Genomic DNA, 22,257 nt, shown 5'->3' on the forward strand with positions numbered 1-22,257 from the left:
CGGCGAGGCTCAGTGCTTGCCGTCTCCGTCGAGATCGGGAGCCCGCTCGAACACCTCGGGGTCGAGGGTGAGCTCCTCCGCCTCGACGGCGTCCGTCGTGACGTCTTCGCCGGCAGCGGCCGCTTTCTTGGCCTTGTGGCGCTCCGAGAAGTAGTGGTAGATCGTGACGAGTGCCGTTCCGCCGACGGCGGCCAGCAGGATCAGGTCGATGTAGCTCTCCACGAATTCCGCCACCGGGGGGATGAAGCCGATCAGGTAGCCGAACATCGTCAGACCGAAGCCCCAGAGGATCGCGCCGATCAGGTTGTAGAGCGTGTACTTGCGCCACGGCATGTGACCGACACCGGCGGCGACCGGTGCGAACGTGCGCACGATCGGAACGAAGCGGGCGAGGATCACGGTGATGCCGCCGAAGCGCTCGAAGAACGCGTTCGTCCGTTCGACGTTCTTCCTGCTGAAGAGTCCTGATTCCTTGCGCTCGAAGATCGCGGGCCCGCCCTTGTGGCCGATGACGTATCCGACCTCACCGCCGATGAACGCCGAGAGGCCGATCAGCAGGGCCACCCACCAGACGTTGATGCCGAAGACTCCGTGCTCCGAACCGGCGAGCGGATGCGAGAGCAGACCCGAGATGACGAGCAGCGTGTCACCCGGCAGCAGGAAGCCCACCAGCAGACCCGTCTCGGCGAAGACGATGAAGCAGACGACCAGCAGCGCCCAGGGCCCGGCCGTGCCGATGATCGTCGCGGGGTCGAGCCAGGGGATGAGAGCGGTGGGTGCGTGCAGCATGGTTTCGAGCACAGGGAGTCCCGTCGGTCGTTATTGGTCGGCGGTGTAGCGGTGAGGATGCCGAAGCAGCTCTCGTGCGGAAGGTGGGACTTGAACCCACACGCCCTAGGGCACAGGAACCTAAATCCTGCGTGTCTGCCAATTTCACCACTCCCGCGCGGTGGAATCAGTCTACTGATCGGAGAAACACAGAATCTGGGGATCAGCCCGCAGTTCTGCGGTCGAGATCCTGCGCCCGGGCGCGCAGAAAAGACCGCCTTCCGCGGCGGTGCGGAAGACGGTCTCAGAACGGCGGATCAGGCGAGTGGACCGGAGCCCGGGATGAGCGGCTCGTCCGGGTTCGGGGCGAGCGGCTCCTCAGGGTTCGGGGCCAGCGGCTCCTGCGGGGTGGGGGCCAGCGGCTCGTTCGGGTGCGTCGGAGACGGCTCGTCGGGGAAGGCGGGCGACGGCTGCGACGGAGACGGCACGGCGGGCCCGGGAGGGGTCTGTCCGGGATCCGTCGGCTCGGGTCCTGTGGGCTGTTCGCCCGGGACGGAGGGGACGGGCGGGCCCGGGATGGGGGAAGAGTCGGTCATGAGAGTCCTTTCACTGAGTGATGCTCACGTGCCGTCAGTCCATCACCGCGGGGCGCTGCGGTCTGCACCCTTGCGCTTCGGATCGGCCTGTGGATAACTTCCGCGGGGCGGTCGTGGTTCTTGCGAGGATGCCGGGGTGAGTCATCCGTCCGCCCTCGTCGCCGAACGCGTGCGTTCGCGGCTGCGGGCCGAGGGAATCGATCCGTCGCTCGATCCCGAGACAGCTCGTCGTATCGCGCAGTCCGAGGTGCGGCGTCACGACGATCGGGCGCTGGCGCGTGGGGAAGCGCTCATCGACGACGAGATCGCGTGCGTGCGCGACGTGCTCGCCGCCGTCAGCGGGCTCGGCGCTCTGCAGCCGTTCCTGGACGACACCGAGATCGAGGAGATCTGGGTGAACGGCGACGGGCACGTGCACGTCGCCCGCGGCGGGATCGGGGAGCGGGTCGGTCTGCACCTTGCCGAATCCACCGTGCGCGACCTGGTCGAGCGGATGCTGCAGCCCACCGGTCGTCGGGTCGACATCAGCCAGCCTTTCGTCGATGCCTCCCTGCCCGACGGCTCGCGGCTGCACGTCGCGATCGCCGACGTCGTGCGCGGTTCGTGGGCCGTGAACATCCGCAAGTTCTTGCCGCGCTATCGCACGCTCGAAGCGCTGACCGCGCAGGGGGCGATGCCCGTGGAGATCGCACGAATGCTCCGCGATGCGATGCTCAACGGACGGAGCGTGATCGTGTCGGGGGCGACTCACGCGGGCAAGACCACGCTGCTCGGAGCACTGCTCTCCTCCTGTGCGGACTCGCAGCGCATCATCACGGTCGAGGAGACCTTCGAGCTCGCTGTCGACGGGCCTGATCTGGTGGCCCTGCAGGGAAGGCAGGCCGGGCTCGAAGGAACGGGCGAGATCACCCTGCGGCGGCTGGTGAAGGAGGCGCTCCGCATGCGTCCCGACCGCCTGGTCGTCGGCGAAGTGCGCGACGCCGAAGCCCTCGACCTCGTGCTCGCGCTCAACACCGGAGTGCCCGGCGCCGGAACCGTGCATGCGAACTCTGCGACAGAGGCGCTGGAGAAGCTCACGATCCTGCCCCTGCTCGCGGGACGGAACATCGATCGGGCCTTCATCGCCCCTGCGCTCGCCGCCGCGATCGATCTCGTCGTGCACTGTGTGCGGGACGCATCCGGAGCACGGCGCGTGCAGGAGGTCGTCGCGCCGACGGGCGCCGTGGTCGACGGACGCATCATCACCCGTGCCGTCTACCGCAGCGGAGTCGAGTCGTGACCGTCCTGGTCGGCGCGCTGCTGGCCGCAGGTCTGCTGCTGTGTCTGTCGCCATGGATGTGGCCGCAGACCGACGGCGAGACGCCGACATCCCGTCAGAGTCGGATGGGGCTCCTCCTCGAAGAGGCAGGCATGGACGCCGTCGCGCCGCGGGCTGTGATCACCGTCATGGCGGCAGCGGCCCTGATCGTCGCGTCGGTCGTCTGGCTGCTGACCGGCATCCCCGTGCTGTCGATGCTCGCTGCCATCGCCGCCGCGGTCGCCCCCGTGATATGGCTGCGCGGGCGTCGGATGAGGCTGCGTCGCCTTCGTCGTCAGCTGTGGCCGGATGTGTGCGACCTGCTGATCGCCGCGATCCGCGTCGGACTCTCACTGCCTGACGCCGTGGCGAGCCTCGCCGAATCGTCACCGGCGATGCTGCGGCCTGCCTTCCTCGTGTTCGCGCGCGACCTGCGCGCCACGGGCAGGTTCGAGACGAGTCTCGACCGCCTGAAGACGTCGCTCGCGGATCCGATCGGAGATCGGATCGTGGAGACCCTGCGCATGGCGCGTCAAGTCGGCGGGACCGAACTGATCTCCGTGCTGCGCGCCCTGTCGTCGTCGGTGCGCGCGGACGCCGCTCTGCGAGGCGAAGTGGAGGCACGCCAGTCGTGGATCCGCGGTGCGGCCCTACTCGGAGCGATCGCGCCCTGGGTCGTGCTCGGGCTGCTGGTCATGCGACCGGAGGGCGCGTCAGCGTACGGCACACCGGAGGGTGTGGTGGTGATCTGCGTCGGTGCCGCCGTCTCGGTGACGGCCTTCCGCATCATGGTCCGCATCGGCAGGCTTCCGGAGCCTCGGAGGTGGTTCGGGTGAACGGCCTCTCGGCGCTCGCGAGCGCGGTGCTGATCGGCGGGACCCTCGCCGCCGGGCTGCTCTGCATCCTGGCGGCGCTGCCGCGGTGGCGGGCGGCCTCACTGACCGTTCGCATCGCCCCCTATGTACGCGACGTCGTCGCCGATGCGGACATGCCCCGCGGTCTCCTGCCCGCGACCGGCATGCTGCCCGCGAGCGGCCGGAGCCTCTGGCAGCGCGCGCAGCAGGCGTTCGAGCGGATGCTGGGCGGTGGCGAAGCCCTGCGGCAGCGCCTCGGTCAGGCAGGGGTGCGCACGGATCCGGTCACGTTCCGAGGACGTCAGCTCGGCTGGATGCTCGGGGGAATCGGTGCGGGTGCGCTCGCCGTGATCGCCTTGGCGGTTGCGGGCAGGATGTCGGTGCCTGTCACGATCATTCCCCTCCTGACCGGAGCCCTGACTGCCGTCGGGTACGACATGCAGCTCTCCGCGCGGTCGAAGTCTCGTCGCGCGCGACTCACGGACGAGCTTCCGACGACGCTGGAGTTCCTCGCGCTGTGCCTGTCGGCGGGTGAGGGCTTCCTCGATTCGTTGCGACGCGTGGCCGCGGTCGGCTCGGGTGAGCTCACCGCCGAGCTGCGTCAGGTGGTGCTCGCCGCCGGGACGGGCTCTCCGCTGGCGGATGCTCTGGGGGAGATGTCCAGCCGACTGCAGCTTCCCGGACTCTCTCGGGCTGTCGACCAGGTCATCGCCGCACTCGAACACGGCGCACCTCTGGCCGGAGTGCTGCATGCGCAGGCCGGAGACGCCCGGGAAGACGCGAAGCGCACCCTCATCGAGCAGGCCGGGCGCAAGGAGATCCTCATGCTCCTCCCACTGGTGTTCCTCATCCTTCCGCTGTCCGTGGTCTTCGCGATCTACCCCGGACTCTTCATCCTCCGACTCGGCATCGGCTGACCAACCAGGAAAGGGCGCGCATCACGGCGCACAGGCAGAACCTCCGGGGCCACCGCCTCCCGCGTTGGTGGCGTGACACGAGAGCATGGCGCGGCTCTCCGCGCCTCTGCTACCGTGCACTCGAGCCCGCCCAAGGTGCATCTACCCGGTAAGGGTGCATCCAACCCGCAGTCTGTCGAGGGTGGTCGCCTGTTCGAGCCAGGCCGGGTCCGGGAGACGCACGGCACTGCGGGTGCTGTCGGCGTTTCCGCCTCTGGTCGAGTTCACCCTGCCGGGAGCGTTCCTCCAAGACGAGCGGGGAGACGCTTTCAGCTGGGCGCTGGTCCCGCTGACGACGGCGGGGCTCGTCGTCCCGATCTGGCCGTCGCAGGGTCCGGCGCTCACGCCCTCTTCGAGGCGGTTGCCGACTCGTACGTGGCGGACGCTGGGCGACGCAGACCCGCCATGCGCTGATCGCGCGTGGCGGGTCTGTGGTGCGGACGGGGGCCGGCCGGGCTGTCGCCGATCAGGCCGAGCGGCGTCGAGCGAGCATGGTCATCGCACCCCCGACGAGCAGCAGCCCGCCGAGGGCGGCGAACCCGATGAGCTGGGCGGTATCGATTCCGGTGTTGGCGAGCGAGCCGTTGCCCGTTCCGCCGCCATTGCCCGGACCGGCCGGTGTCGAGACGACGGCGACCGAGAAGGAGACCGGCGCGGAGGATGCCGAGGTACTCGCGGGCACGATGCCGCTCGCGCTGGCTGCACGAGTCGCTGTTGCGGTGACGGTGAAGTCACCGTTCGCGAGTTCGACGGGAAGGGTGAACGTACCGTCCGGCTGCACGATGGTCGTCAGCGTGGCAGGAGTCTCGATGGCCGCCGCGGCAAATGCGGGGCCCTCGTCGTCCGGTGCTGCTTCCGCTGCCGCGGGCTCGATGACGATGGTGATCGTCTCGCCGGCGTCACCCGTGCCGCCAATGATCGTCGTCGTCGAAGTGACGGTCGAGCCTTCGGTCGGCGCGGTGATCGTGGGGACGTTGGCGACGCAGTCCAGCGTGACGGTCTTGGCATCGAGGACGACGGTGTTTCCGTCGACGTCCTCCGTCACGACCTGTACGACGGTCTCGACGTCTTCCACGAGCGACACGGAGCGGATGCGAGTGTCGCCCTCAGCGACCGTGCCGCTCTCGATCACGGTCTCGCCGTCGAGGAAGGCGTAGGGGGCGTCGGAGGTGCCGAGCGAATTGTCGAAGGTGTACTCGACACCGGCGATGGTCGGAACAAGGATGCCACCGGTCGGGATCTCGCACGAGGCGTCCGTGACGGCGCCGGTGGGAGCCGGGCCCGGTTCGCAGTCGAGGTCGAAGGCGCCCGTCGCGAGTGTGACGGGATTACCGGTCGCATCGACGGATCGAATCGCGGAGGTGCCGCTTTCATTCGGCGTGAGCGACGCTGCATAGGACCGCGTCTCGCCCGCCGCGAGAGTGCCGCTCTCGATGACGGTGCCGTTCTTCACGAACTCGTAATCAGCTGCCCCGATTCCCGCCGTGTTGTCAAAGGTCCAAAGGAATCCGGGCGACGGCGGGATGATGCCACCGGTCGGAAGCAGACAGCTGGCCTCGCCGATGGCGGCGACCGCAGCCGGGCTCAAGTTCGGGGTGCAGTTCGCCGTCTGCACGGAGCCGGAGATGACGCCGCCTTGCGTGTCGATGACCTGGAAGGTCGTCGACACGTCCTCGAGGACCGGGAGAACGTAGTCGTCGCTCTCGCCGGCGGCGAGGGTGACGTTATCGAAGAGCACGGTTCCCAGGTCCTGCACGATCTTGTAGGTCAGGTCTGTGGCGTCGTCTGCGGCATTGTCGACCGTGATGCTCACGGTGGCAGCTGAGGGGACGGTGCAGTCGGGTGCTGCGATCGTGGCGGAGGATGGAAGGGCCTGAGCGGGCAGCGCGGTCAGGATGACGCCCGCGACGCTGAGCGTGACGACGCCCATCGCTGCGAGTGTTCGTGTGAGCATGGACGACATTGTTCTGAGTGCTCCTTCATTGGATGCGTGAGATTTCGCAGTGGCGGCACCGAGCGGGATTCTGCGAGACGGGGAGCGCGCTCTGCGCGACGCCCGCGTCGTCACACGCTGCCTCTCTACATTCGGAACCATCGGTATATCGGATTGAGTTTCGTGTGAGATTCACGGGCTTCCCGCCGTGGGTTCGCGACCTGTGGATAACTCCGGCGTCATTCACGAGGAGTTTGCGAGGATGCTCAGGTGCATCATCTCTCCCGCATCGACGCCCCCGACATCGCTCCTCATGCTCCGACTCGGCAGCGGCCGATCGGCCAAGAAAGCCCGACCATGACGGCGCTTCTGCAGAAGATCCCGGGCGCCGGCCGGCTTGTGCGCGGATGGCACGACGCGAGGGGGTGGGCTCGATCGCTCGCAGCGGACGAGCGCGGAGACGTGCCCGGCTGGGTGCTGGTGACGCTGATGACGGCAGGGCTCGTCGTCCTGATCTGGGCCGTCGCGGGTCCGGCGCTCACCTCGCTCTTCGAGCAGGCGATCGAGCGGGTGTCCGGTCTCTGAGATGCGGTTCCCTGGCGTGCTGCGCGAGGAGCGGGGTTCGAGTCCGGTCGAGTTCGTGTTGGTCGGCACGCTCCTCACTGTGCTCACTCTGGCTGTGCTGCAACTCGCGCTCGCCGTGTATGTGCGGAACGTCGTCCATGATGCGGCGGTGGAGGGCGCGTACCACGCGGCCCTTGCGGACACGACTCTGGACGAGGGTGCGGAGCGCACCCGCATGGTCATCACCCAGGCGATCGGCGCGGCCTATGCCGAAGAAATCACGGTGGGTACCTCGGAGACGCTCGGACACGAGACCGTCGACGTGCGGATCCGCGCGCCTCTTCCCGTGATCGGGCTCGTCGGCGTTCCCAACGCACTGGAGGTGGAGGCGCATGCACCGGTTGAGAGCCTGGGCGACGAATGAGGACGGATCTGCGGCGCTGGAGTTCATCACGGTCGGGGTCATCCTGCTGGTTCCGCTCGTGTACCTGGTGATCGCCCTCGGCGCGATCCAGGAGCAGACGCTCGGAGCCGAGGCCGCGGCGCGTCACACGGCTCGTGCGATCGCCATGGCGCCGGATGCAGCCGCAGCCACCGCCGACGGAGAGGCAGTGCTCGCGGGGATCATCGAGGAGTACGGCCTCGATCCCGACGCCGTCGACGTGTCCTTGTCGTGCTCTCCGGCAGGGGTCGACTGCCCATCCGCCGGAGCCACGCTCATCGTCACCGTCGCCGCGCGGGTGCACCTGCCCCTGGTGCCACCGGTGTTCGGTCTCGAACGCGCGACCTCCATCGCCGTGCAGGCGGAAGCCGCGCAGAAGGTCTCGCGTCTCTGGGGGTCCGAGTGAGCGACGATTCCCGCGCGGGGGAGGAGGGGAGCGTGCTGCTCCTGACGCTCGGGTACGTGCTGCTGGCGATCGCCGTCGTCTTCGTCTGCGTGTGCGCGACAGACCTGTACATCGCGCAGAAGCGGCTCGATGCCCTGGCCGATTCAACCGCGCTCGCCGGAGCCGACGGCTTCACGCTGCAGGTCGAGGGTGACGCGGTGAGGGCGGAACTGACCGATGCCGGCGTCGAAGAGCAGGCGTCGGCACTGGTGGAGGCGCTGCCCGGCGACGCCGAACTCGTCGACGCCGCGACGCCGGACGGGGTCTCTGCCCGGGTCACGGTCGCGGCGACGTGGCGTCCGCCGCTGTTCTCGCCCTTCGTCCCTGACGGGGTGGCGCTGGAGTCGACGGCGACGAGCCGCACCGCGCTGCGGTGAGGCGCGTACTAGCGCTGCGAACGCAGGCGATCCCGCAACCCTGTCAGTCGCGGCTCGAGCTGCATCGGCACCTCGGCCGGAAGCGCGTCCACCGGCCACCACCGCACATCTTCGGACTCGTCACTCACGGTCAACGTGATCGTCGGGTCGACGATCACGGCGATCCCGATGTCGAGGTGCGAGGCGCAGCGCCCGAAGCGGGACGACAACCCGTGGTGGTCCAGGTCGTAGACCAGGGGAGTGGTCGGGGTCGCGGACACGATGCCGGTCTCCTCGCGCAGCTCGCGCAGCGCCGCATCCACGATCGACTCGTCGCCCTCCTCGGCGTGACCACCGGGCTGCACCCAGAACCGGCCCTTGCCGTGGAACACGAGCAGCGTCTGCGTGAGCGTCTCGTCGAACACGACGCACGAGGCCGTGGCGTGATCGGGGCCGGAGTCCCGCGACACCGGCCCGGATTCGTCGGCGAAGAACGCGGCGAAGTCGGCCTGAGCCGCACGCTCCCGCTCCGACCTCGGCACGAGATCAGCGACGAGCCGATGGACATCAGCGGACAGCAGCCGACTCATTCGTCCTCCACCTCGTCTTCCGGTTCCGGCCTCGTGCGCGGAACGAACTTCGGGATCCACCGGATGAACCCGGCGGCACCGAGCAGGCTGATCACGCCCATCGCCGCCGCCGCGAACGGCAGCGCAGCGACCGCGGTGATCGCTGCGACGAGCAGCGGGGCGACGGCGCCACCGGCATCCGTCAGCGTGCGCCACGATCCGAGGAACGCCGCCGGTTCGCGCTTCGGCGCGACGTCGGCACCGAGCGTCAGCAGGATGCCGCTCGACAGGCCGTTGCCGACGCCGAGCACGCCGGCGAACATGCCGAACCACAGCACCGACGCGTCGAGGTCATGCGTGAACGACATCGCGAGGAACCCGGCACCCATCAGCACCATCGCGGGCATCGCCGCCCACAGCCGGCCGAATCGGTCCATCACCTGGCCGCTCGCGTAGAAGAGGGCGAAGTCGATCGCTCCCGAGACGCCCACGACCAACGCGATCGTGGATGCGTCGAGCCCCAGAGAGAGACCCCACAGCGGCAGGATCACCTGCCGCGCCGAGCGCACCGCCGACAGAGATGCCGCCGCCAGGCCGAGACGGCCGAGCACCGCGCGCTGCTGCCACATCGTGCGGAAGATGCCGGCGCGCTCGATCGTCGGGATCGACCCGCTCACCGGCTCCCCGGAATCCTCGGCGTACCGCACATGCGTGATCGCGGGGATCGTCTTCTCCGGATCAGGACCGAAGAGCACGAGCGCGACCATCACGACCAGACACCCGAGGAAGAACCAGATCGCCGCGGCTTCGGTGCCGAAGAGCTGCAGGAGACCCGCGGCGACGAAGGGGCCGATGAAGATGCCGAGCCGGAAGCTGCCGCCCAGCAGCGACAGGGAGCGCGCGCGGAACTCGACGGGCACGCGCGTCGTCATGAACGCGTGCCGAGCGAGACCGAAGGCCGCCGCGCACATGCCGAGCAGGAAGACGGATGCCGCGAGCACGGCGAGCGAGGGTGCGAGCACCATTCCGACCGCGGCGAGGATGGCGATCACGCCCGCGATCACCATCGTGTAGCGCTCACCGATGCGACCGACGGCCCAGCCGGCGGGAAGATTTCCGCAGAGCTGACCGACGACGAGACCGGACGTGACGAGTGCGGCGAAGGCCACATCCGCGCCCATGGAGGACGCGATCACAGGGATGAGCGGGATGACGGCGCCCTCGCCCAGAGCGAAGAGGATCGTCGGCAGGTACACCATCGGTCCGAACTGCCGGAGGACCGAGGACGCACTGCTCACGCTCTCACGCTACTCCGGTCGTCGTCGTGCTCCGGACACGAGCGTCCCCGCGCGAGCAGGCGGCACGTTAGGCTGAGGTGTCATGCTCGAACTAGATCTCTCCGCCGAAATCCAGGCGCTCAGGCACACCTTCGGCGACATCAGCGAGGTCGTCGATGTCTCCCACCTCCGCGACGAGATCGCGAGGCTCAGCGAGGAGGCCGGCGCCCCCGACCTCTGGGACGACACCGAGCGCGCGCAGAAGGTGACGAGTGCGCTCAGCCACCGTCAGTCCGAGCTCGCCCGGATCACCGGCATCGCCTCGCGCCTCGACGACCTCGAAGTGCTCATCGGCCTCGCCAACGAGATGGGCGACGAGGAGTCCGCGCAGGAGGCCCGCACCGAGCTCGCGGCACTCACCGACGTCATCAACCAGCTCGAGGTGCAGACGCTCCTCGACGGCGAATACGACGAGCGCTCCGCGATCATCACCATCCGCTCCGGCGCCGGCGGCGACGACGCCACCGACTTCGCCGAGATGCTCATGCGCATGTACCTGCGCTGGGCCGAGCGGCACAAGTACCCCGTCAAGGTCATGGACACGTCTTACGCCGAGGGTGCAGGCATCAAGTCCGCGACCTTCGAGATCGACGCGCCCTACGCCTTCGGCACCGTCTCGGTCGAGGCCGGCACGCACCGCCTCGCCCGCATCAGCCCGTTCGGCTCCGCCGACAAGCGCCAGACGTCGTTCGCCGCCGTCGAGGTCATCCCGCTGATGGAAGAGGCGACCGAGGTCGAGATCCCCGAGAACGACATCCGCGTCGACGTCTTCCGCTCATCCGGCCCCGGTGGGCAGTCCGTCAACACGACCGACTCGGCCGTGCGCCTCACGCACCTCCCGACCGGCATCGTCGTGTCGATGCAGAACGAGAAGTCGCAGATCCAGAACCGCGCAGCGGCCATGCGCGTGCTGCAGACCCGTCTGCTGCTGCAGCAGAAGGAGCAGGAAGCGGCGAAGAAGAAGGAGCTGGCGGGAAACATCACCGCGAGCTGGGGCGACCAGATGCGCTCGTACTTCCTCTACGGCCAGCAGCTCGTCAAGGATCTGCGCACCGGGCAGGAATCCGGAAACCCGGCCGCTGTGTTCGACGGCGACCTCGACGACTTCATCTCGGCCGGCATCCGCTGGCGCAAGCGCAAGATCGAGGACTGAGTCCACGAAGAAGGCCCCGGATCATTCCGGGGCCTTCTTTCGTGTGCGAAGGCTCAGCGCGCGGCGCCCTGCAGGGAACCGGTGACCTCGTCATAGCTGAACACGATGCAGTGGACGGTGCGGTCGTTCCACCGGTTCCACGATCCCTGCGTCGGCGAGTACGGGTAGATGTCGAGTTCGGATGCGTCGTACGACAGCCCGACGAATCCCTCGAACTGGTCGCGGCAGCCTTCCCAGGCGAGTTCGTAGATCGCGTCATCGCCCGGGTATTCGCCGTCGGGAAGGTCGTACTTGTAGAAGACCTCGTCGGTGTGCGGCAGATCGCACGGCACCACCGGCACCTCGAAGACCTCGGTCTCTTCCTCGTCGTATTCCACGAGCGGGATGCAGTCGCCGACGGCGAGCTCATCGAACGACACCATCTCGGCGCCCTCGATCTCCGAAGGATCCTCTGCTCCCTGCGCCGAGTCGTCGGTCGACGGCCGCGCGCTCGGGGAGCCGACCGGCCCGGGGCCGGCTTCGACGCTCGAGTCGAGTCCGACGGCGATGAGGGAAACGGCGAGGGCCAGGATCGTGCCGAACACCGTGACGCCCATGCCCGTGATCCCCGGCCACTTCGTGCCGCGGAGGAACAGCGAGACGAGGGAGACGACGAAGGCGATGCCGAGAACGACCCAGCCGATCACCGCGATCGGCGGCACGCACGCGAGCACGACGCCGACCACGGCCGCGCCGAGCCCGATGAGTCCCAGCACCGAGATCTTGCGCGCGGGCGCCGGCGTCGGCATCCCGGGTGCGGCCGCATATCCCTGAGCGGCGCCGGGATACGCCGCGACCGACGGATATGACGGAGCTTCTGCTGCACCGGGATACCCCGCGGCCTGAGGCTGCAGGGAGTATGGCGGTGCGAATGGCTCGGGATCGGCGGCGCCGGTGAGCGAGACCTCCGACGGCAGCGCCGCAGCAGGCTCGACCGCCGGTTGCGCGGCCGGATCGGCGGCGGGTTCTACGGCCGTCTCCGTCGGGCCCTCCGGGCTGGGGTGCGGGACGGCGCGAACATGCGCCGTCCACTGCTGCCCGTCCCACCACCGCAGGTTTCCGGATCCGTCGTCGTACCAGCCGGCAGGTGTCGTCATCGATCTTTCCTGTTGTCTGTGCTTCTGTCGGCGCTCAGCCGGCCGAAGGCTCCACCGTCACTCGGGCGACCTCCTGGAAGAGCTCATCCGTGATGATGATGACATACGAGCCGCTCTGCGCGACGTCGAACGACACGCTGCCCTGCGTGGACTGCCCTGCCGGCAGCTCGCTGCCCTCGAGAGTGGCATCGCCGAAGATGTCGTAGTCCCCGGCGGTACCCTCTGCCGTCTCGACCGAGAAGTAGAGCGGGTTGACGTAGGTGGTGCCGTCGAGGGTCTCCCACGTCAGGTCGATGAGCAGGTAGCCGCCGTTGGTGGGGTCGAAGCCGGAGTCGTTCGTCGCACTCCACGAGGCCGAGGTCACGGTGACCTCGGCGGTGCCGGAGAGCTGCTTCACGGTCACGGGCTCGCCCATCGACCCTTCTGCGACATCGGTGGGCGTCGTGCCGTCGTCGGTGCCCTCATCCGTGCCGTCGTCGGTGCCGGAGTCGAAGGTCGGCATCGGATCGGGGATCGAGTCGTCGATCTGGCTCGCGAGAGCGAAGAGGAAGACGAATCCCATGATGACGGCGACGATCGCGCCGAGCACGGAGACTCCGAGTCCGGTGATGCCCGGCCACTTCTTGCCCTTCAGGAAGAGCGAGATGAGCGACACGATGAAGCCGGCTGCGAGCAGGACCCACGCGAACGGCAGGGTGAAGGGGATGAAGGAGAGGATCAGGCCGAGGGCTGCGAGGCCGAGCCCGACGAGTCCGAGCACCGAGATCTTCTTCGGCCCGGTCGGTGCGCCCGCTGCATAGGGTGCGGATGCCGGGTAGCCGCCAGCTGCGTACGCGCCGGGAGCCGCGTATGCCGGCTGAGAGGCGTAGGCGCCGCTTGCGGGCGGATAGGTACCGGTGGCAGCGGGGTACGCGGGGGCTGCCGCGCCGGGGTACCCAGGAGCGCCGCCCGGGGGGACGGGCAGCGGGGGCACCGGCGGGACGGTCGCGGCGGCACCCGGGTAGAGGGAGCCGTCGAGGGGCGTCGTCGGCGCGGTGGCGCCAGGAGCGGCGAACGCGGCCGTCTGCGACGCGTCGTCGGGGGCGGGGGCTGCCCAGTCGCGCGGGGCTTCGGGAGCGATGACCGTCTCCTCGACCGGCGCCTCCACGGATGCTTCCGCAGCGATCGGGGTCTCGTCGGCGGCCGGAGCCTGCTCGACGGGCGTCTCGGGAACGGCGGGAATCTCGGGAGCGGCGGGAACCTCGGGTTCGGCAGGGATCTCGGGTTCGGCAGGGATCTCGGCCACAGCCGGCACCTCGGCCGCAGCAGCGGTCTCGGGCGCCGCGGGGGCCTCCGGAGCGAAGTGCTCGGTCCACTGCTGGCCGTCCCACCAGCGCTGGCGTCCGGATCCGTCGTCGTACCAACCGGCAGGTGTCGTCATGGTGTCCCCCTCGAAGTCGTCGGCGCGCGCGGAATCGCGTGAACCGCCACTCCATGTATAGCAGTGGGAGACGACGTCGATCGGGCCTATCCCCTGGGGAGGAATCCCCATTGCGCCCTCGGCCGCGCGGGGTGTCGCTCGCGGCCAGGCGAGAGGCCGCGCTTAGGCTCGTAGCGCCATGATTCGGTTCGAGAACGTCACGAAACGTTACCGCGGGACGTCCAAGCCCGCCCTGTCCGGTGTCGACTTCGAGGTGCAGCGCGGAGAGTTCGTCTTCCTCGTCGGCGCCTCGGGTTCCGGCAAGTCCTCCTGTCTGCGGTTGATCCTGCGCGAGGACGTGCCCACCTCGGGCCGCGTCGCCGTGCTCGGGCGCGACCTGCGCTCGCTCGCGAACCGCAAGGTGCCGTACTTCCGGCGCCACATCGGTTCGGTGTTCCAGGACTTCCGCCTCCTCCCGTCGAAGACGGTGTACCAGAACGTGGCGTTCACGCTGCAGGTCACGGGGTCGTCGCGCGGGTTCATCCAGCAGGCCGTTCCCGAGGCGCTCGCCCTCGTCGGCCTCGACGGCAAGCAGAAGCGCATGCCGCACGAGCTCTCCGGAGGCGAGCAGCAGCGCGTCGCGATCGCCCGTGCGCTGGTGAACCGCCCACAGGTGCTGCTGGCCGACGAGCCGACCGGAAACCTCGATCCCGCGACCTCGGTCGACATCATGCAGCTCCTCGCGCGGATCAACGCCGGAGGCACCACGGTGCTGATGGCCACGCACGAGGCCGGCTTCGTCGATGCGATGCAGCGCCGAGTGATCGAGCTCAGCGATGGCGAGATGGTGCGCGACGAGGTGCACGGCGGCTACGGCGACACCTCGAACATCCCGCGCCTCGTGCCCGAGGAGGTGCGCGGAGCCGCAGCGGCCGCCGCGTTGACCGCCGTGCAGGAGGTGCAGCGCCAGACCGCGGATCTCTCCGTGGTCCGGGCCGCTCTCGCCGAGGAGCTCAGCGCGCAGCGCAAGGCCGCGGCCTCCGCTCCCGCTCCGGCGCCCGCGCCCGCGCCCGTCGCCGAGCCCCAGCCCCGATCGGCGCCTGAGCCGACCGCGGTCGAAGCGGTCGAGACCGTCGAGGAGACTCCGGCCTCCGTGGGTCCTCGCACCCATCCCATCGTGCTGCCGCAGGTCGACGTCGCAGAGCTCGGGGTCGCCGACCGACTCGGTCTGTCCGACGACGAGGCCGAGGAAGTGGGCCCGACCTCATGAGAATCGGCCTGATCCTGACCGAGGCCCTGGGCGGCCTCCGGCGCAACATCTCGATGGTGATCTCCGTCGTGCTCGTCACCTTCGTGTCTCTGACCTTCGTGGGCGCGGCGATCCTGATGCAGTCTCAGATCGGCGTCATGCGCGGCTACTGGGCGGAGCGCGCCCAGGTCGCGGTGTACATGTGCTCGGAAGTCTCGGAGGCGGAGACCTGCGTCGACGGCGCGGCCAGCGAGGAGCAGGTCGAAGCCGTCCGCGCACAGCTCGAGGGCGACGCGCTCTCGCCGCTCATCAGTTCGATGACCTTCGACACCAAGGAGGAGACCTACGAGAAGCTCGTCGAGCAGCTCGGTGCGGAGCAGGCGAGCGTGCTGACGCCCGACCAGGCGTTCGAGGTCTTCTTCGTCACGATGAAGGATCCGGGGCAGTCGCAGGTGCTCGCCGAGGCCTTCAGCGGACAGGCGGGAGTGGAGCAGGTCCAGGATCAGCTCCAGTACCTCGAACCGCTGTTCTCGGCACTGACCGTCGCGACCTACATCGCCGTCGGCATAGCGGTCCTGATGCTCATCGCGGCCACGCTGCTGATCGGTACGACCATCCGATTGTCGGCGTACGCGCGGCGCAAGGAGATCGGCATCATGCGCCTCGTCGGCGCCTCGAACCGCTTCATCCAGACGCCGTTCGTGCTGGAGGGTGTCTTCGCCGCCTTCCTGGGGTCGGCGCTGGCCAGCGCGGCCGTCGTCGCCGGTGTGCATTTCGGCGTGAACGGCTACCTCCGAGGACGAGTCCCCTTCATCACGACGTGGATCACGATGGGGGATGCCGCGCTCGTGGTGCCGGTCCTGATCGGCATCGGCGTGATCCTGGCGGCTCTCTCTGCCGGCTTCGCCATCCGACGCTGGCTGCGCACCTGAGGCAGCCCCGCGCCTGATGTAGGCTGGTGGGCTGGCCACAACAGAGAGCAGGAGCACCATGCCCAGGGAACGCGGGGAGAAGGTCGTCGCGACCAATCGTCGCGCCCGTCACGACTACAACATCGAGAAGTCGTACGAGGCGGGAATGGTGCTCACCGGCACCGAGGTCAAGTCGTTGCGTCAGGGTCGTGCGAACCTCAGCGACGGCTACGCGTTCGTCAAGGGCAACGAGGTGTTCCTCGACTCCGTGCATATCCCGGAGTACTCCCAGGGGCACTGGACCAACCATTCGGCGAAGCGCATCCGCAAGCTGCTGCTGCATCGCGCGGAGATCGAGAAGATCGCGCATGCGGTCTCGGCCGGCGGATACACGCTGATCCCGCTCAAGCTCTACTTCTCCGACGGCCGCGCCAAGGTCGAGATCGCCCTGGCGAAGGGCAAGCGCGAGTACGACAAGCGTCAGACGCTGCGTGAGCGCCAGGACACCCGCGAGGCGGACCGCGCCATGCGGTTGCGCAACCGCGTCGGGGAGTAGTCCCGCGTTCAGGGACTCGGCGTGAAGCCGAACACCCGTCCGAGGAACGCCAGTTCGCGTTCGAGGGCGTTCACGATCGTCGTGCCGCTGCGGAACCCGTGCCCCTCTCCCGGGTAGACGACGTACTCGTGGTCGATGCCGCTCGCGGCCAGGGCATCACGGATCGCCTCGGACTGCGACGGCGGCACGACGCGATCGTCGGCGCCCTGCATCAGCAGCACCGGGACGTCGATGCGGTCGGCGTGGGACAGCGGCGAGCGTTCGATGTAGAGGGCCTCGGCCTCCGGGAGAGGACCGACGAGACCCGTGATGTAGTGCTCCTCGAAGCCGTGCGAGTGCTCTGCCAGCATCCGGAGATCCGCGACGCCGTAGCGGCTGATCCCGGCGGCGAACGTGCCGCCGCGGACCAGGGCCGACAGCACGGTCCACCCGCCGGCGGAGCTGCCCCGGATCGCGATGCGAGCGGGGTCGGCGAGGCCGGCATCCGCGAGGCCTCGGGCGGCGGCGATGACGTCGTCGACGTCGACGACTCCCCACTGTCCGTGCAGACGACCGCGGTAGGCGCGCCCGTAGCCGGTCGAGCCGCCGTAGTTCACGTCGAGAACGCCGATGCCCCGGCTCGTGTAGAACGCGATGGCTGCGGACGACGCTCCCGTGACATGCGCGGTGGGCCCGCCGTGCACGAAGACGACGTAGGGCGGCAGCTCTCCGTGCGGCGCCTCGACCTCGGGGTTCGCGGGCGCGTAGGCGAAGGCGTGGACGGAACCGTGCGCACCGTCGACCAGGATCGGCGCCGCGGGAGGCATCCAGTCTGTGTCGACGGGTTCGCCGCCCGTCACGGTGACGACCTCACCCGAGTCGAGGTCGACGCTCCAGACCCCGGGGGTCGTGGTGGAGCTGTTGCCGGAGAGCAGGACGCGCGAACCCGCGACGTCGTCGACGCTCACGTGCCCGTCACCGGGCACGTCGAGCGCACGCGTGCTGCCGTCGACCGCGATCTCGATGATCTCGTCGCGACCGTTGGTGCGGACGGCGACGATCCGACCGTCGGCGACCGGCTGGTACCAGCGGTTGCCGAGCACCCACAGACCGTAGCCGGTGTCGGCATCCGTCGAGGTGATCTCCTCGGCCTCACCCCGGAGCGTCTCGGCATCGAGCCGAAGGCGCTGCAGCTGCCAGCGCCCGTTCGGGTCGTCGGCGTACAGCAGTTCGGTGTCGCTCACCCATTCGGGCTGCAAGGCGGCACGCGTGGGGATCAGAGCCCCGGCGTCGCCGGCGTCGACAGAGTCGATGAGCAGAGACGCGCTGTCCCACGGCATCTCCGTGCCGCTCCATTCGACCCAGGCGATCCGCGTGCCGGCGGGGGAGAGCGCGGGGTGCGCGAAGAACGTGGCACCCTCTGCGAAGACGCGGATGGCGGAGCGGTCGTCCGCAGCCGACCCGTCGACGGGGATCTCGATGATGGCGCGGAGCGCGGGTTCGAGGGCGAGGTCCTCCCGGACCGCCAGCAGACGCCCGTGCTGAACCCGCAGACTTCCGTGAGCGGGGCCGGCGGGAGTCAGCGGCACCGGCTGGCTGCCCGGAGCGAGCCGGTACACGCGCTGGTCGCCGGCGTCGACGAAGAACAGCGTCCCCTCGGCATCCGTCGTCCAGGCTCCGCCGCCGTACTCGTGCACGCGCGACCGCGCACTCCACGGCCCGGGCAGGATCTCGGCTCCGCTCGAGCTGCGGACCGTCACCCGTCCACCCTCCGCAGGCACCGACTCGCCCCACCAGATCTCCTCACCGACGAACCGCGCGCCGTCGATGCGGGGAGCGGATGCCGCGACGGACGCGGCGGAGAAAGGGGAGGGCCAGGAACCGTACGTGGACGACATGGTTCGAGCCTAGGCGCGAGTCGACAGGCGGCGTCACCGGGTGCGGGCCGCCGTCACGTTCGCGCGTGCGAGAGGCGGATGGATGCCGGAGCGACGCGGTCAGACGGCGCGGAGCACGGCCACGACTTTGCCCAGCACGGTGGCCTCGTCGCCCAGGATCGGCTCGAACGCCGAGTTGCGGGGGAGGAGCCAGGTGTGCCCGTCGCGGCGGCGGAACGTCTTGACGGTCGCCTCGTCGTCGAGCATCGCGGCGACGATCTCGCCGTTCTCTGCGCTGTTCTGTGAGCGGATGACCACCCAGTCGCCGTCGCAGATCGCCGCGTCGATCATCGACTCGCCCTGGACCTTGAGCATGAAGAGGTCGCCCTTGCCGACGAGCTGACGCGGCAGGGGGAAGATCTCCTCGACCTGCTGCTCGGCAGTGATCGGGACTCCCGCAGCGATCCGTCCGACCAGCGGCACGAGTGCGGCATCGCCGACCGGCGTCGCCACGTCTGCCGGGTTCTCGCCGCTCGTACCGGGGAGGTCGATGAGGACCTCCATCGCGCGGGTCTTGCCGGGATCGCGACGCAGGTATCCGCTGAGCTCGAGCTGGCCGAGCTGGTGGGTGACGCTGGACAGGGACTTGAGCCCCACGGCGTCGCCGATCTCGCGCATGCTCGGCGGGTAGCCGTGGTGCGCGATGGAGGTCTGGATGACCTCGAGGATCGCCATCTGCTTCGGGCTGAGGCTCTTCCGACGGCGCGTCCGAGGGGCCTCCTGCTCCGGGGCTGAGTTCTCGCTCATGGTGCTCCTTCAGTACGCGATCCGGCGTTCCTCTTCGAATGTCGGAGGTCCGTGGTGGGGTGTTCTTATCGAAACCGTATCCGAGAAACGGCCCGATCTGGAAGATCTGTTCGAGCGTGTCGGCAGATTCGCGGATCCGATTTCGAAGAACAGTTGACAGATGTTCGAACTCGAAGATATCTTCGGAACGTAGCTTCGCATTCACGGCTCCCGGCCGAGACGCGAATGCGAACGCTACGCCAACTTCACCGCCGGCTCCCGCCGACGGGACAGGGTAAGGAGCCCGACATGAGCAGCATCAGCTTCAGCACCGCAACGGTCATCCCGGCACGTCCGGCGACGCGGTCGCGGTTGCGACTGACCGCTCGCGGTCGGGGCGTGCTGCTGGCGGTCGCCTCTGTGCCGCTGGCTTTCGGCATCGCGTTCGCCGCGATCAGCGGGGGCAGCGCTCTCGCCTCCGGCGCCGACGAGGCGGCGACGACGGCCGTCTTCCAGACGGTGACCGTCATGCCCGGAGACACGCTGTGGTCGATCGCCAGCACGGTCGCGCCGACCGCCGACCCGCGCGAGGTCATCGGCGAGATCAGCCGCCTCAACATGCTCCGCGGCGGCGAGCTGCAGATCGGCCAGGAGCTCGCTATCCCGGCGCAGTACACGGACTGATCCCTTCGGCAGGCCCAGCGGCCGCAGGGAGGGGCGCGTCACCTGTCGGCCACGCGGCCTAGCATGGAAGGGTGACTTCTTCACTCGATGCCCTCCCGCTCCGCGACGACCTGCGCGGGCTCGTTCCCTACGGCGCACCGCAGGCGCCGCTGCCCATCGCGTTGAACGTGAACGAGAACACGCATCCTGTTCCGGATGCCGTGGCGAGCGACATCCTCGACGACATCGCCGTGGCGCTCCGCGACGTGAACCGGTATCCCGATCGTGAGTTCACGACGCTGCGGGAAGGGTTCGCCGACTATCTCGGTCACGGTCTCACCCCAGACCAGATCTGGGCGGGCAACGGCTCGAACGAGGTCCTGCAGCACATCCTGCAGGCGTTCGGCGGCCCCGGACGCACGGCATTCGGCTTCGCCCCGACCTACTCGATGTACCCGCTGATCGCGCAGGGGACGGGCGCTCGGTGGATCGCCGGCACCCGGGAGCCCGACTACACGATCACGCCGGAAGAGGCGGTCGAGCAGGTTCGCGCGATCGACCCCGACGTGATCCTCCTCTGCTCGCCGAACAACCCCACGGGCACGCCGCTCGGGCTCGACGTCATCGAGGCGGTGTACGAGGCCGCCCGTGGCATCGTCGTGGTGGACGAGGCGTATCAGGAGTTCGCGCCGCGCGACGCGGCATCCGCTCTGTCGCTCCTCGAAGGTCGTCCGCGTCTCGCGGTGTCCCGCACGATGAGCAAGGCGTTCGCCTTCGCCGGCGCGCGTGTGGGCTACCTCGCCGCCGACCCTGCATTCATCGACGCGCTGCGTCTCGTGCGCCTGCCGTATCACCTCAGTGCCCTGACCCAGGCGGCGGCCGTCGCGGCGCTGCGCAACTCCGACGTCATGCTGGGCATGGTCGAGGAGATCGTCGAGCAGCGCGACCGCATCTCGGCGACGCTCGAGGCGCTCGGCTACACGCCGCACGAATCGTGGTCGAACTTCGTCCTCTTCGGCGGCGTGGCCGACCCGCGCGCGACCTGGCAGAAGCTGTACGACCGCGGCGTGCTGATCCGCGACGTCGGCATCCCCGGTCACCTGCGGGTGACGGCGGGAACCGAGGCCGAGAGCACGGCGTTCCTCGATGCCCTGGCCTCGATAGGATCGGCTTCATGAGCACCCTCGCCCAGAACCCGCGCACCGCGAGCCGTGTGCGCAGCACGTCGGAGTCGACCGTCGAACTCGAGCTGAACCTCGACGGCACCGGTGCGTCGCGCATCGACACCTCCGTGCCGTTCTTCGACCACATGCTCACCGCCTTCGCGAAACACTCGCTGACCGATCTCACGGTCCGCGCCTCGGGCGACACCAACATCGACGCACACCACACCGTCGAAGACGTGTCGATCGTGCTCGGACAGGCGATCCTGCAGGCGCTGGGCGACAAGTCCGGTATCTCTCGTTACGGCGACGCTCTGGTTCCGCTCGACGAGGCGCTCGCGCAGGCCGTCGTCGACATCTCGGGGCGTCCGTACCTCGTGCACGAGGGAGAGCCCGCAGGCTTCGAGCACCACCTCATCGGCGGACACTTCACCGGGTCGCTGGTGCGGCACGTGTTCGAGGCGATCGCCTTCAACGCGGCTCTGACGGTGCACGTGCGCGTGCTCGGCGGACGCGACCCCCACCACATCGCCGAGGCCGAGTTCAAGGCCTTCGCGCGCGCGTTCCGTCAGGCCAAGGCCCTCGACCCGCTGGTCGACGGCGTGCCGTCCACCAAGGGCGCGCTGTGAGTCGAGCACCCAGGGTCGCCGTCTTCGACTACGAGTCAGGCAATGTGCACTCGGCCGTCAAGGCGCTCGTCGCCGCGGGCGCAGATGCGGTCCTGACGCGCGATCGCAAGGAAGCGCTCGAAGCCGACGGACTCCTCGTCCCGGGCGTCGGCGCGTTCCAGGCCGTCAGAGACGCCCTGCATGCGCACGGCGGGGACGAGATCATCGACCGACGTCTCGCCGGCGGACGCCCCGTGCTCGGCATCTGCGTCGGCATGCAGGTGCTGTTCACCCACGGTGTCGAACGCGGGCACGACACCGAGGGGCTCGGCGAGTGGCCGGGCGCGGTCACCGAGCTCAATGCTCCGGTACTCCCGCACATGGGCTGGAACACGGTCGAGCCCGGCGCCGACAGCGTGCTCTTCCGGGGAATCGAGCAGGAGCGCTTCTACTTCGTGCACTCCTACGCGGCGCAGTCCTGGGAGCTCGACGTCATCCCGCCGTTCCCGCAGCCGGTGCTCACCTGGACGAGGTATGGCGACCCGTTCCTCGCCGCCGTCGAGAACGGCCCGCTGTCGGCGACGCAGTTCCACCCGGAGAAGTCCGGGGAAGCCGGCATCCAGCTGCTCCGCAACTGGGTCGAAAGCCTCTGACGCGCGA

Annotated in this window: 24 protein-coding genes and 1 tRNA gene; 15 read left to right on the plus strand and 10 right to left on the minus strand. The window is 69.0% G+C overall.

The features are described 5' to 3' along the window. Positions 1-9: 9 nt before the first annotated feature. From LC452_RS19935 to LC452_RS19945, 3 genes are all read right to left on the minus strand, one after another. Complete coding sequence (locus LC452_RS19935; RefSeq protein WP_223628492.1) at positions 10-789, minus strand: DedA family protein; 780 nt, start codon at positions 787-789, stop codon at positions 10-12. Between the two features lie 75 nt (positions 790-864). Beyond that, positions 865-946: transfer RNA gene (locus tag LC452_RS19940), tRNA-Leu, on the minus strand. Positions 947-1,085: 139 nt separating this feature from the next. Beyond that, positions 1,086-1,364, minus strand: coding sequence for a hypothetical protein (locus LC452_RS19945; protein ID WP_223628494.1), 279 nt, complete (start codon positions 1,362-1,364; stop codon positions 1,086-1,088). A 136-nt stretch (positions 1,365-1,500) separates the two neighbouring features. Between LC452_RS19945 and LC452_RS19950 the strand changes: the two genes are divergently transcribed. The 3 genes from LC452_RS19950 to LC452_RS19960 are packed head-to-tail and all read left to right on the plus strand — an operon-like array spanning position 1,501 to position 4,432. Continuing rightward, on the plus strand, positions 1,501-2,643 hold the full coding sequence (locus LC452_RS19950; protein ID WP_223628496.1) for a CpaF family protein: 1,143 nt from the start codon (positions 1,501-1,503) through the stop codon (positions 2,641-2,643). Then, positions 2,640-3,497, plus strand: coding sequence for a type II secretion system F family protein (locus LC452_RS19955; protein ID WP_223628498.1), 858 nt, complete (start codon positions 2,640-2,642; stop codon positions 3,495-3,497). Before LC452_RS19950 ends, LC452_RS19955 begins: the two co-directional genes overlap by 4 nt. Beyond that, complete coding sequence (locus tag LC452_RS19960) at positions 3,494-4,432, plus strand: type II secretion system F family protein (protein ID WP_223628500.1); 939 nt, start codon at positions 3,494-3,496, stop codon at positions 4,430-4,432. The genes LC452_RS19955 and LC452_RS19960 overlap by 4 nt, the downstream gene beginning before the upstream one ends. A 505-nt stretch (positions 4,433-4,937) precedes the next feature. Here LC452_RS19960 and LC452_RS19965 read toward each other — a convergent pair. After that, positions 4,938-6,425, minus strand: a complete 1,488-nt coding sequence (locus LC452_RS19965; protein WP_223628501.1) for a hypothetical protein — start codon at positions 6,423-6,425, stop codon at positions 4,938-4,940. A 336-nt stretch (positions 6,426-6,761) separates the two neighbouring features. Here LC452_RS19965 and LC452_RS19970 point away from each other — a divergent pair, with 336 nt between their 5' ends. From LC452_RS19970 to LC452_RS19985, 4 genes are read left to right on the plus strand one after another with little or no spacing between them, the layout of a single operon-like run. Next, positions 6,762-6,989 (plus strand): hypothetical protein, encoded by a 228-nt coding sequence (locus tag LC452_RS19970; RefSeq protein ID WP_223628502.1) that lies wholly within the window; start codon positions 6,762-6,764, stop codon positions 6,987-6,989. A gap of 16 nt (positions 6,990-7,005) precedes the next feature. After that, on the plus strand, positions 7,006-7,392 hold the full coding sequence (locus tag LC452_RS19975) for a TadE/TadG family type IV pilus assembly protein (protein ID WP_308116489.1): 387 nt from the start codon (positions 7,006-7,008) through the stop codon (positions 7,390-7,392). Then, the gene (locus LC452_RS19980; RefSeq protein ID WP_223628504.1) at positions 7,361-7,816 is read left to right on the plus strand and encodes a TadE family protein; all 456 of its coding nucleotides are present in this window, start codon (positions 7,361-7,363) and stop codon (positions 7,814-7,816) included. The genes LC452_RS19975 and LC452_RS19980 overlap by 32 nt, the downstream gene beginning before the upstream one ends. After that, entirely contained in the window at positions 7,813-8,232 is a 420-nt protein-coding gene (locus LC452_RS19985) for a hypothetical protein (protein ID WP_223628506.1), read from the plus strand. The genes LC452_RS19980 and LC452_RS19985 overlap by 4 nt, the downstream gene beginning before the upstream one ends. An 8-nt stretch (positions 8,233-8,240) precedes the next feature. On the opposite strand, the gene LC452_RS19990 is transcribed toward LC452_RS19985, so the two are convergent. Next, the gene (locus tag LC452_RS19990) at positions 8,241-8,801 is read right to left on the minus strand and encodes an NUDIX hydrolase (RefSeq protein ID WP_223628507.1); all 561 of its coding nucleotides are present in this window, start codon (positions 8,799-8,801) and stop codon (positions 8,241-8,243) included. Next, a complete protein-coding gene (locus LC452_RS19995) occupies positions 8,798-10,039 on the minus strand; it encodes an MFS transporter (protein ID WP_223628588.1) in 1,242 nt (413 codons plus the stop codon). Before LC452_RS19995 ends, LC452_RS19990 begins: the two co-directional genes overlap by 4 nt. A 121-nt stretch (positions 10,040-10,160) precedes the next feature. Here LC452_RS19995 and prfB point away from each other — a divergent pair, with 121 nt between their 5' ends. Beyond that, positions 10,161-11,270, plus strand: coding sequence for a peptide chain release factor 2 (gene prfB, locus LC452_RS20000; protein ID WP_223628508.1), 1,110 nt, complete (start codon positions 10,161-10,163; stop codon positions 11,268-11,270). Between the two features lie 53 nt (positions 11,271-11,323). Here the strand turns inward: prfB and LC452_RS20005 are convergent, their stop codons facing one another. Next, positions 11,324-12,406, minus strand: coding sequence for a DUF2510 domain-containing protein (locus tag LC452_RS20005; RefSeq protein ID WP_223628510.1), 1,083 nt, complete (start codon positions 12,404-12,406; stop codon positions 11,324-11,326). A 34-nt stretch (positions 12,407-12,440) separates the two neighbouring features. Continuing rightward, entirely contained in the window at positions 12,441-13,826 is a 1,386-nt protein-coding gene (locus tag LC452_RS20010; protein ID WP_223628511.1) for a DUF2510 domain-containing protein, read from the minus strand. A 178-nt stretch (positions 13,827-14,004) separates the two neighbouring features. On the opposite strand from LC452_RS20010, the gene ftsE reads away from it, so the two are divergent. From ftsE to smpB, 3 genes are read left to right on the plus strand one after another with little or no spacing between them, the layout of a single operon-like run. After that, a complete protein-coding gene (gene ftsE, locus LC452_RS20015; protein WP_223628512.1) occupies positions 14,005-15,075 on the plus strand; it encodes a cell division ATP-binding protein FtsE in 1,071 nt (356 codons plus the stop codon). Then, positions 15,072-15,986 carry a permease-like cell division protein FtsX gene (gene ftsX / locus LC452_RS20020; RefSeq protein WP_223628514.1) on the plus strand — a complete coding sequence of 305 codons (915 nt, stop codon included), beginning with the start codon at positions 15,072-15,074 and terminating at the stop codon, positions 15,984-15,986. Before ftsE ends, ftsX begins: the two co-directional genes overlap by 4 nt. Before the next feature lie 58 nt (positions 15,987-16,044). Then, complete coding sequence (smpB, locus tag LC452_RS20025; RefSeq protein WP_116636349.1) at positions 16,045-16,521, plus strand: SsrA-binding protein SmpB; 477 nt, start codon at positions 16,045-16,047, stop codon at positions 16,519-16,521. 8 nt (positions 16,522-16,529) lie between these two features. On the opposite strand, the gene LC452_RS20030 is transcribed toward smpB, so the two are convergent. After that, on the minus strand, positions 16,530-18,398 hold the full coding sequence (locus LC452_RS20030) for a prolyl oligopeptidase family serine peptidase (RefSeq protein WP_223628515.1): 1,869 nt from the start codon (positions 18,396-18,398) through the stop codon (positions 16,530-16,532). 99 nt (positions 18,399-18,497) lie between these two features. Next, positions 18,498-19,184: a transcriptional repressor LexA gene (gene lexA / locus LC452_RS20035; RefSeq protein WP_223628516.1), complete on the minus strand. Its 687-nt coding sequence runs from the start codon at positions 19,182-19,184 to the stop codon at positions 18,498-18,500. A gap of 288 nt (positions 19,185-19,472) precedes the next feature. Between lexA and LC452_RS20040 the strand changes: the two genes are divergently transcribed. From LC452_RS20040 to hisH, 4 genes are all read left to right on the plus strand, one after another. Next, positions 19,473-19,847, plus strand: coding sequence for a LysM peptidoglycan-binding domain-containing protein (locus tag LC452_RS20040; RefSeq protein ID WP_223628517.1), 375 nt, complete (start codon positions 19,473-19,475; stop codon positions 19,845-19,847). A 71-nt stretch (positions 19,848-19,918) separates the two neighbouring features. Next, a complete protein-coding gene (locus LC452_RS20045; RefSeq protein WP_223628519.1) occupies positions 19,919-21,004 on the plus strand; it encodes a histidinol-phosphate transaminase in 1,086 nt (361 codons plus the stop codon). Further along, positions 21,001-21,618 (plus strand): imidazoleglycerol-phosphate dehydratase HisB, encoded by a 618-nt coding sequence (hisB, locus tag LC452_RS20050; protein ID WP_116636477.1) that lies wholly within the window; start codon positions 21,001-21,003, stop codon positions 21,616-21,618. The genes LC452_RS20045 and hisB overlap by 4 nt, the downstream gene beginning before the upstream one ends. Then, positions 21,615-22,250: an imidazole glycerol phosphate synthase subunit HisH gene (gene hisH / locus LC452_RS20055; RefSeq protein ID WP_223628521.1), complete on the plus strand. Its 636-nt coding sequence runs from the start codon at positions 21,615-21,617 to the stop codon at positions 22,248-22,250. The genes hisB and hisH overlap by 4 nt, the downstream gene beginning before the upstream one ends. The last annotated feature ends 7 nt before the right edge of the window (positions 22,251-22,257 follow it).

This window comes from Microbacterium sp. EST19A, assembly GCF_019969685.1.
In the GTDB taxonomy this organism is placed as follows: domain Bacteria; phylum Actinomycetota; class Actinomycetes; order Actinomycetales; family Microbacteriaceae; genus Microbacterium.

Bases quoted from the DNA above. Each gene is read 5' to 3' on its own strand.
- LC452_RS19935 (WP_223628492.1), bottom strand. From the start codon at position 789: ATGCTGCACGCACCCACCGCTCTCATCCCCTGGCTCGACCCCGCGACG.
- LC452_RS19945 (WP_223628494.1), bottom strand. From the start codon at position 1,364: ATGACCGACTCTTCCCCCATCCCGGGCCCGCCCGTCCCCTCCGTCCCG.
- LC452_RS19965 (WP_223628501.1), bottom strand. From the start codon at position 6,425: ATGCTCACACGAACACTCGCAGCGATGGGCGTCGTCACGCTCAGCGTC.
- LC452_RS19970 (WP_223628502.1), top strand. From the start codon at position 6,762: ATGACGGCGCTTCTGCAGAAGATCCCGGGCGCCGGCCGGCTTGTGCGC.
- LC452_RS19980 (WP_223628504.1), top strand. From the start codon at position 7,361: ATGCACCGGTTGAGAGCCTGGGCGACGAATGAGGACGGATCTGCGGCG.
- LC452_RS19990 (WP_223628507.1), bottom strand. From the start codon at position 8,801: ATGAGTCGGCTGCTGTCCGCTGATGTCCATCGGCTCGTCGCTGATCTC.
- LC452_RS19995 (WP_223628588.1), bottom strand. From the start codon at position 10,039: ATGGTGTACCTGCCGACGATCCTCTTCGCTCTGGGCGAGGGCGCCGTC.
- prfB (WP_223628508.1), top strand. From the start codon at position 10,161: ATGCTCGAACTAGATCTCTCCGCCGAAATCCAGGCGCTCAGGCACACC.
- LC452_RS20005 (WP_223628510.1), bottom strand. From the start codon at position 12,406: ATGACGACACCTGCCGGCTGGTACGACGACGGATCCGGAAACCTGCGG.
- LC452_RS20010 (WP_223628511.1), bottom strand. From the start codon at position 13,826: ATGACGACACCTGCCGGTTGGTACGACGACGGATCCGGACGCCAGCGC.
- ftsE (WP_223628512.1), top strand. From the start codon at position 14,005: ATGATTCGGTTCGAGAACGTCACGAAACGTTACCGCGGGACGTCCAAG.
- ftsX (WP_223628514.1), top strand. From the start codon at position 15,072: ATGAGAATCGGCCTGATCCTGACCGAGGCCCTGGGCGGCCTCCGGCGC.
- smpB (WP_116636349.1), top strand. From the start codon at position 16,045: ATGCCCAGGGAACGCGGGGAGAAGGTCGTCGCGACCAATCGTCGCGCC.
- LC452_RS20030 (WP_223628515.1), bottom strand. From the start codon at position 18,398: ATGTCGTCCACGTACGGTTCCTGGCCCTCCCCTTTCTCCGCCGCGTCC.
- lexA (WP_223628516.1), bottom strand. From the start codon at position 19,184: ATGAGCGAGAACTCAGCCCCGGAGCAGGAGGCCCCTCGGACGCGCCGT.
- LC452_RS20040 (WP_223628517.1), top strand. From the start codon at position 19,473: ATGAGCAGCATCAGCTTCAGCACCGCAACGGTCATCCCGGCACGTCCG.
- hisB (WP_116636477.1), top strand. From the start codon at position 21,001: ATGAGCACCCTCGCCCAGAACCCGCGCACCGCGAGCCGTGTGCGCAGC.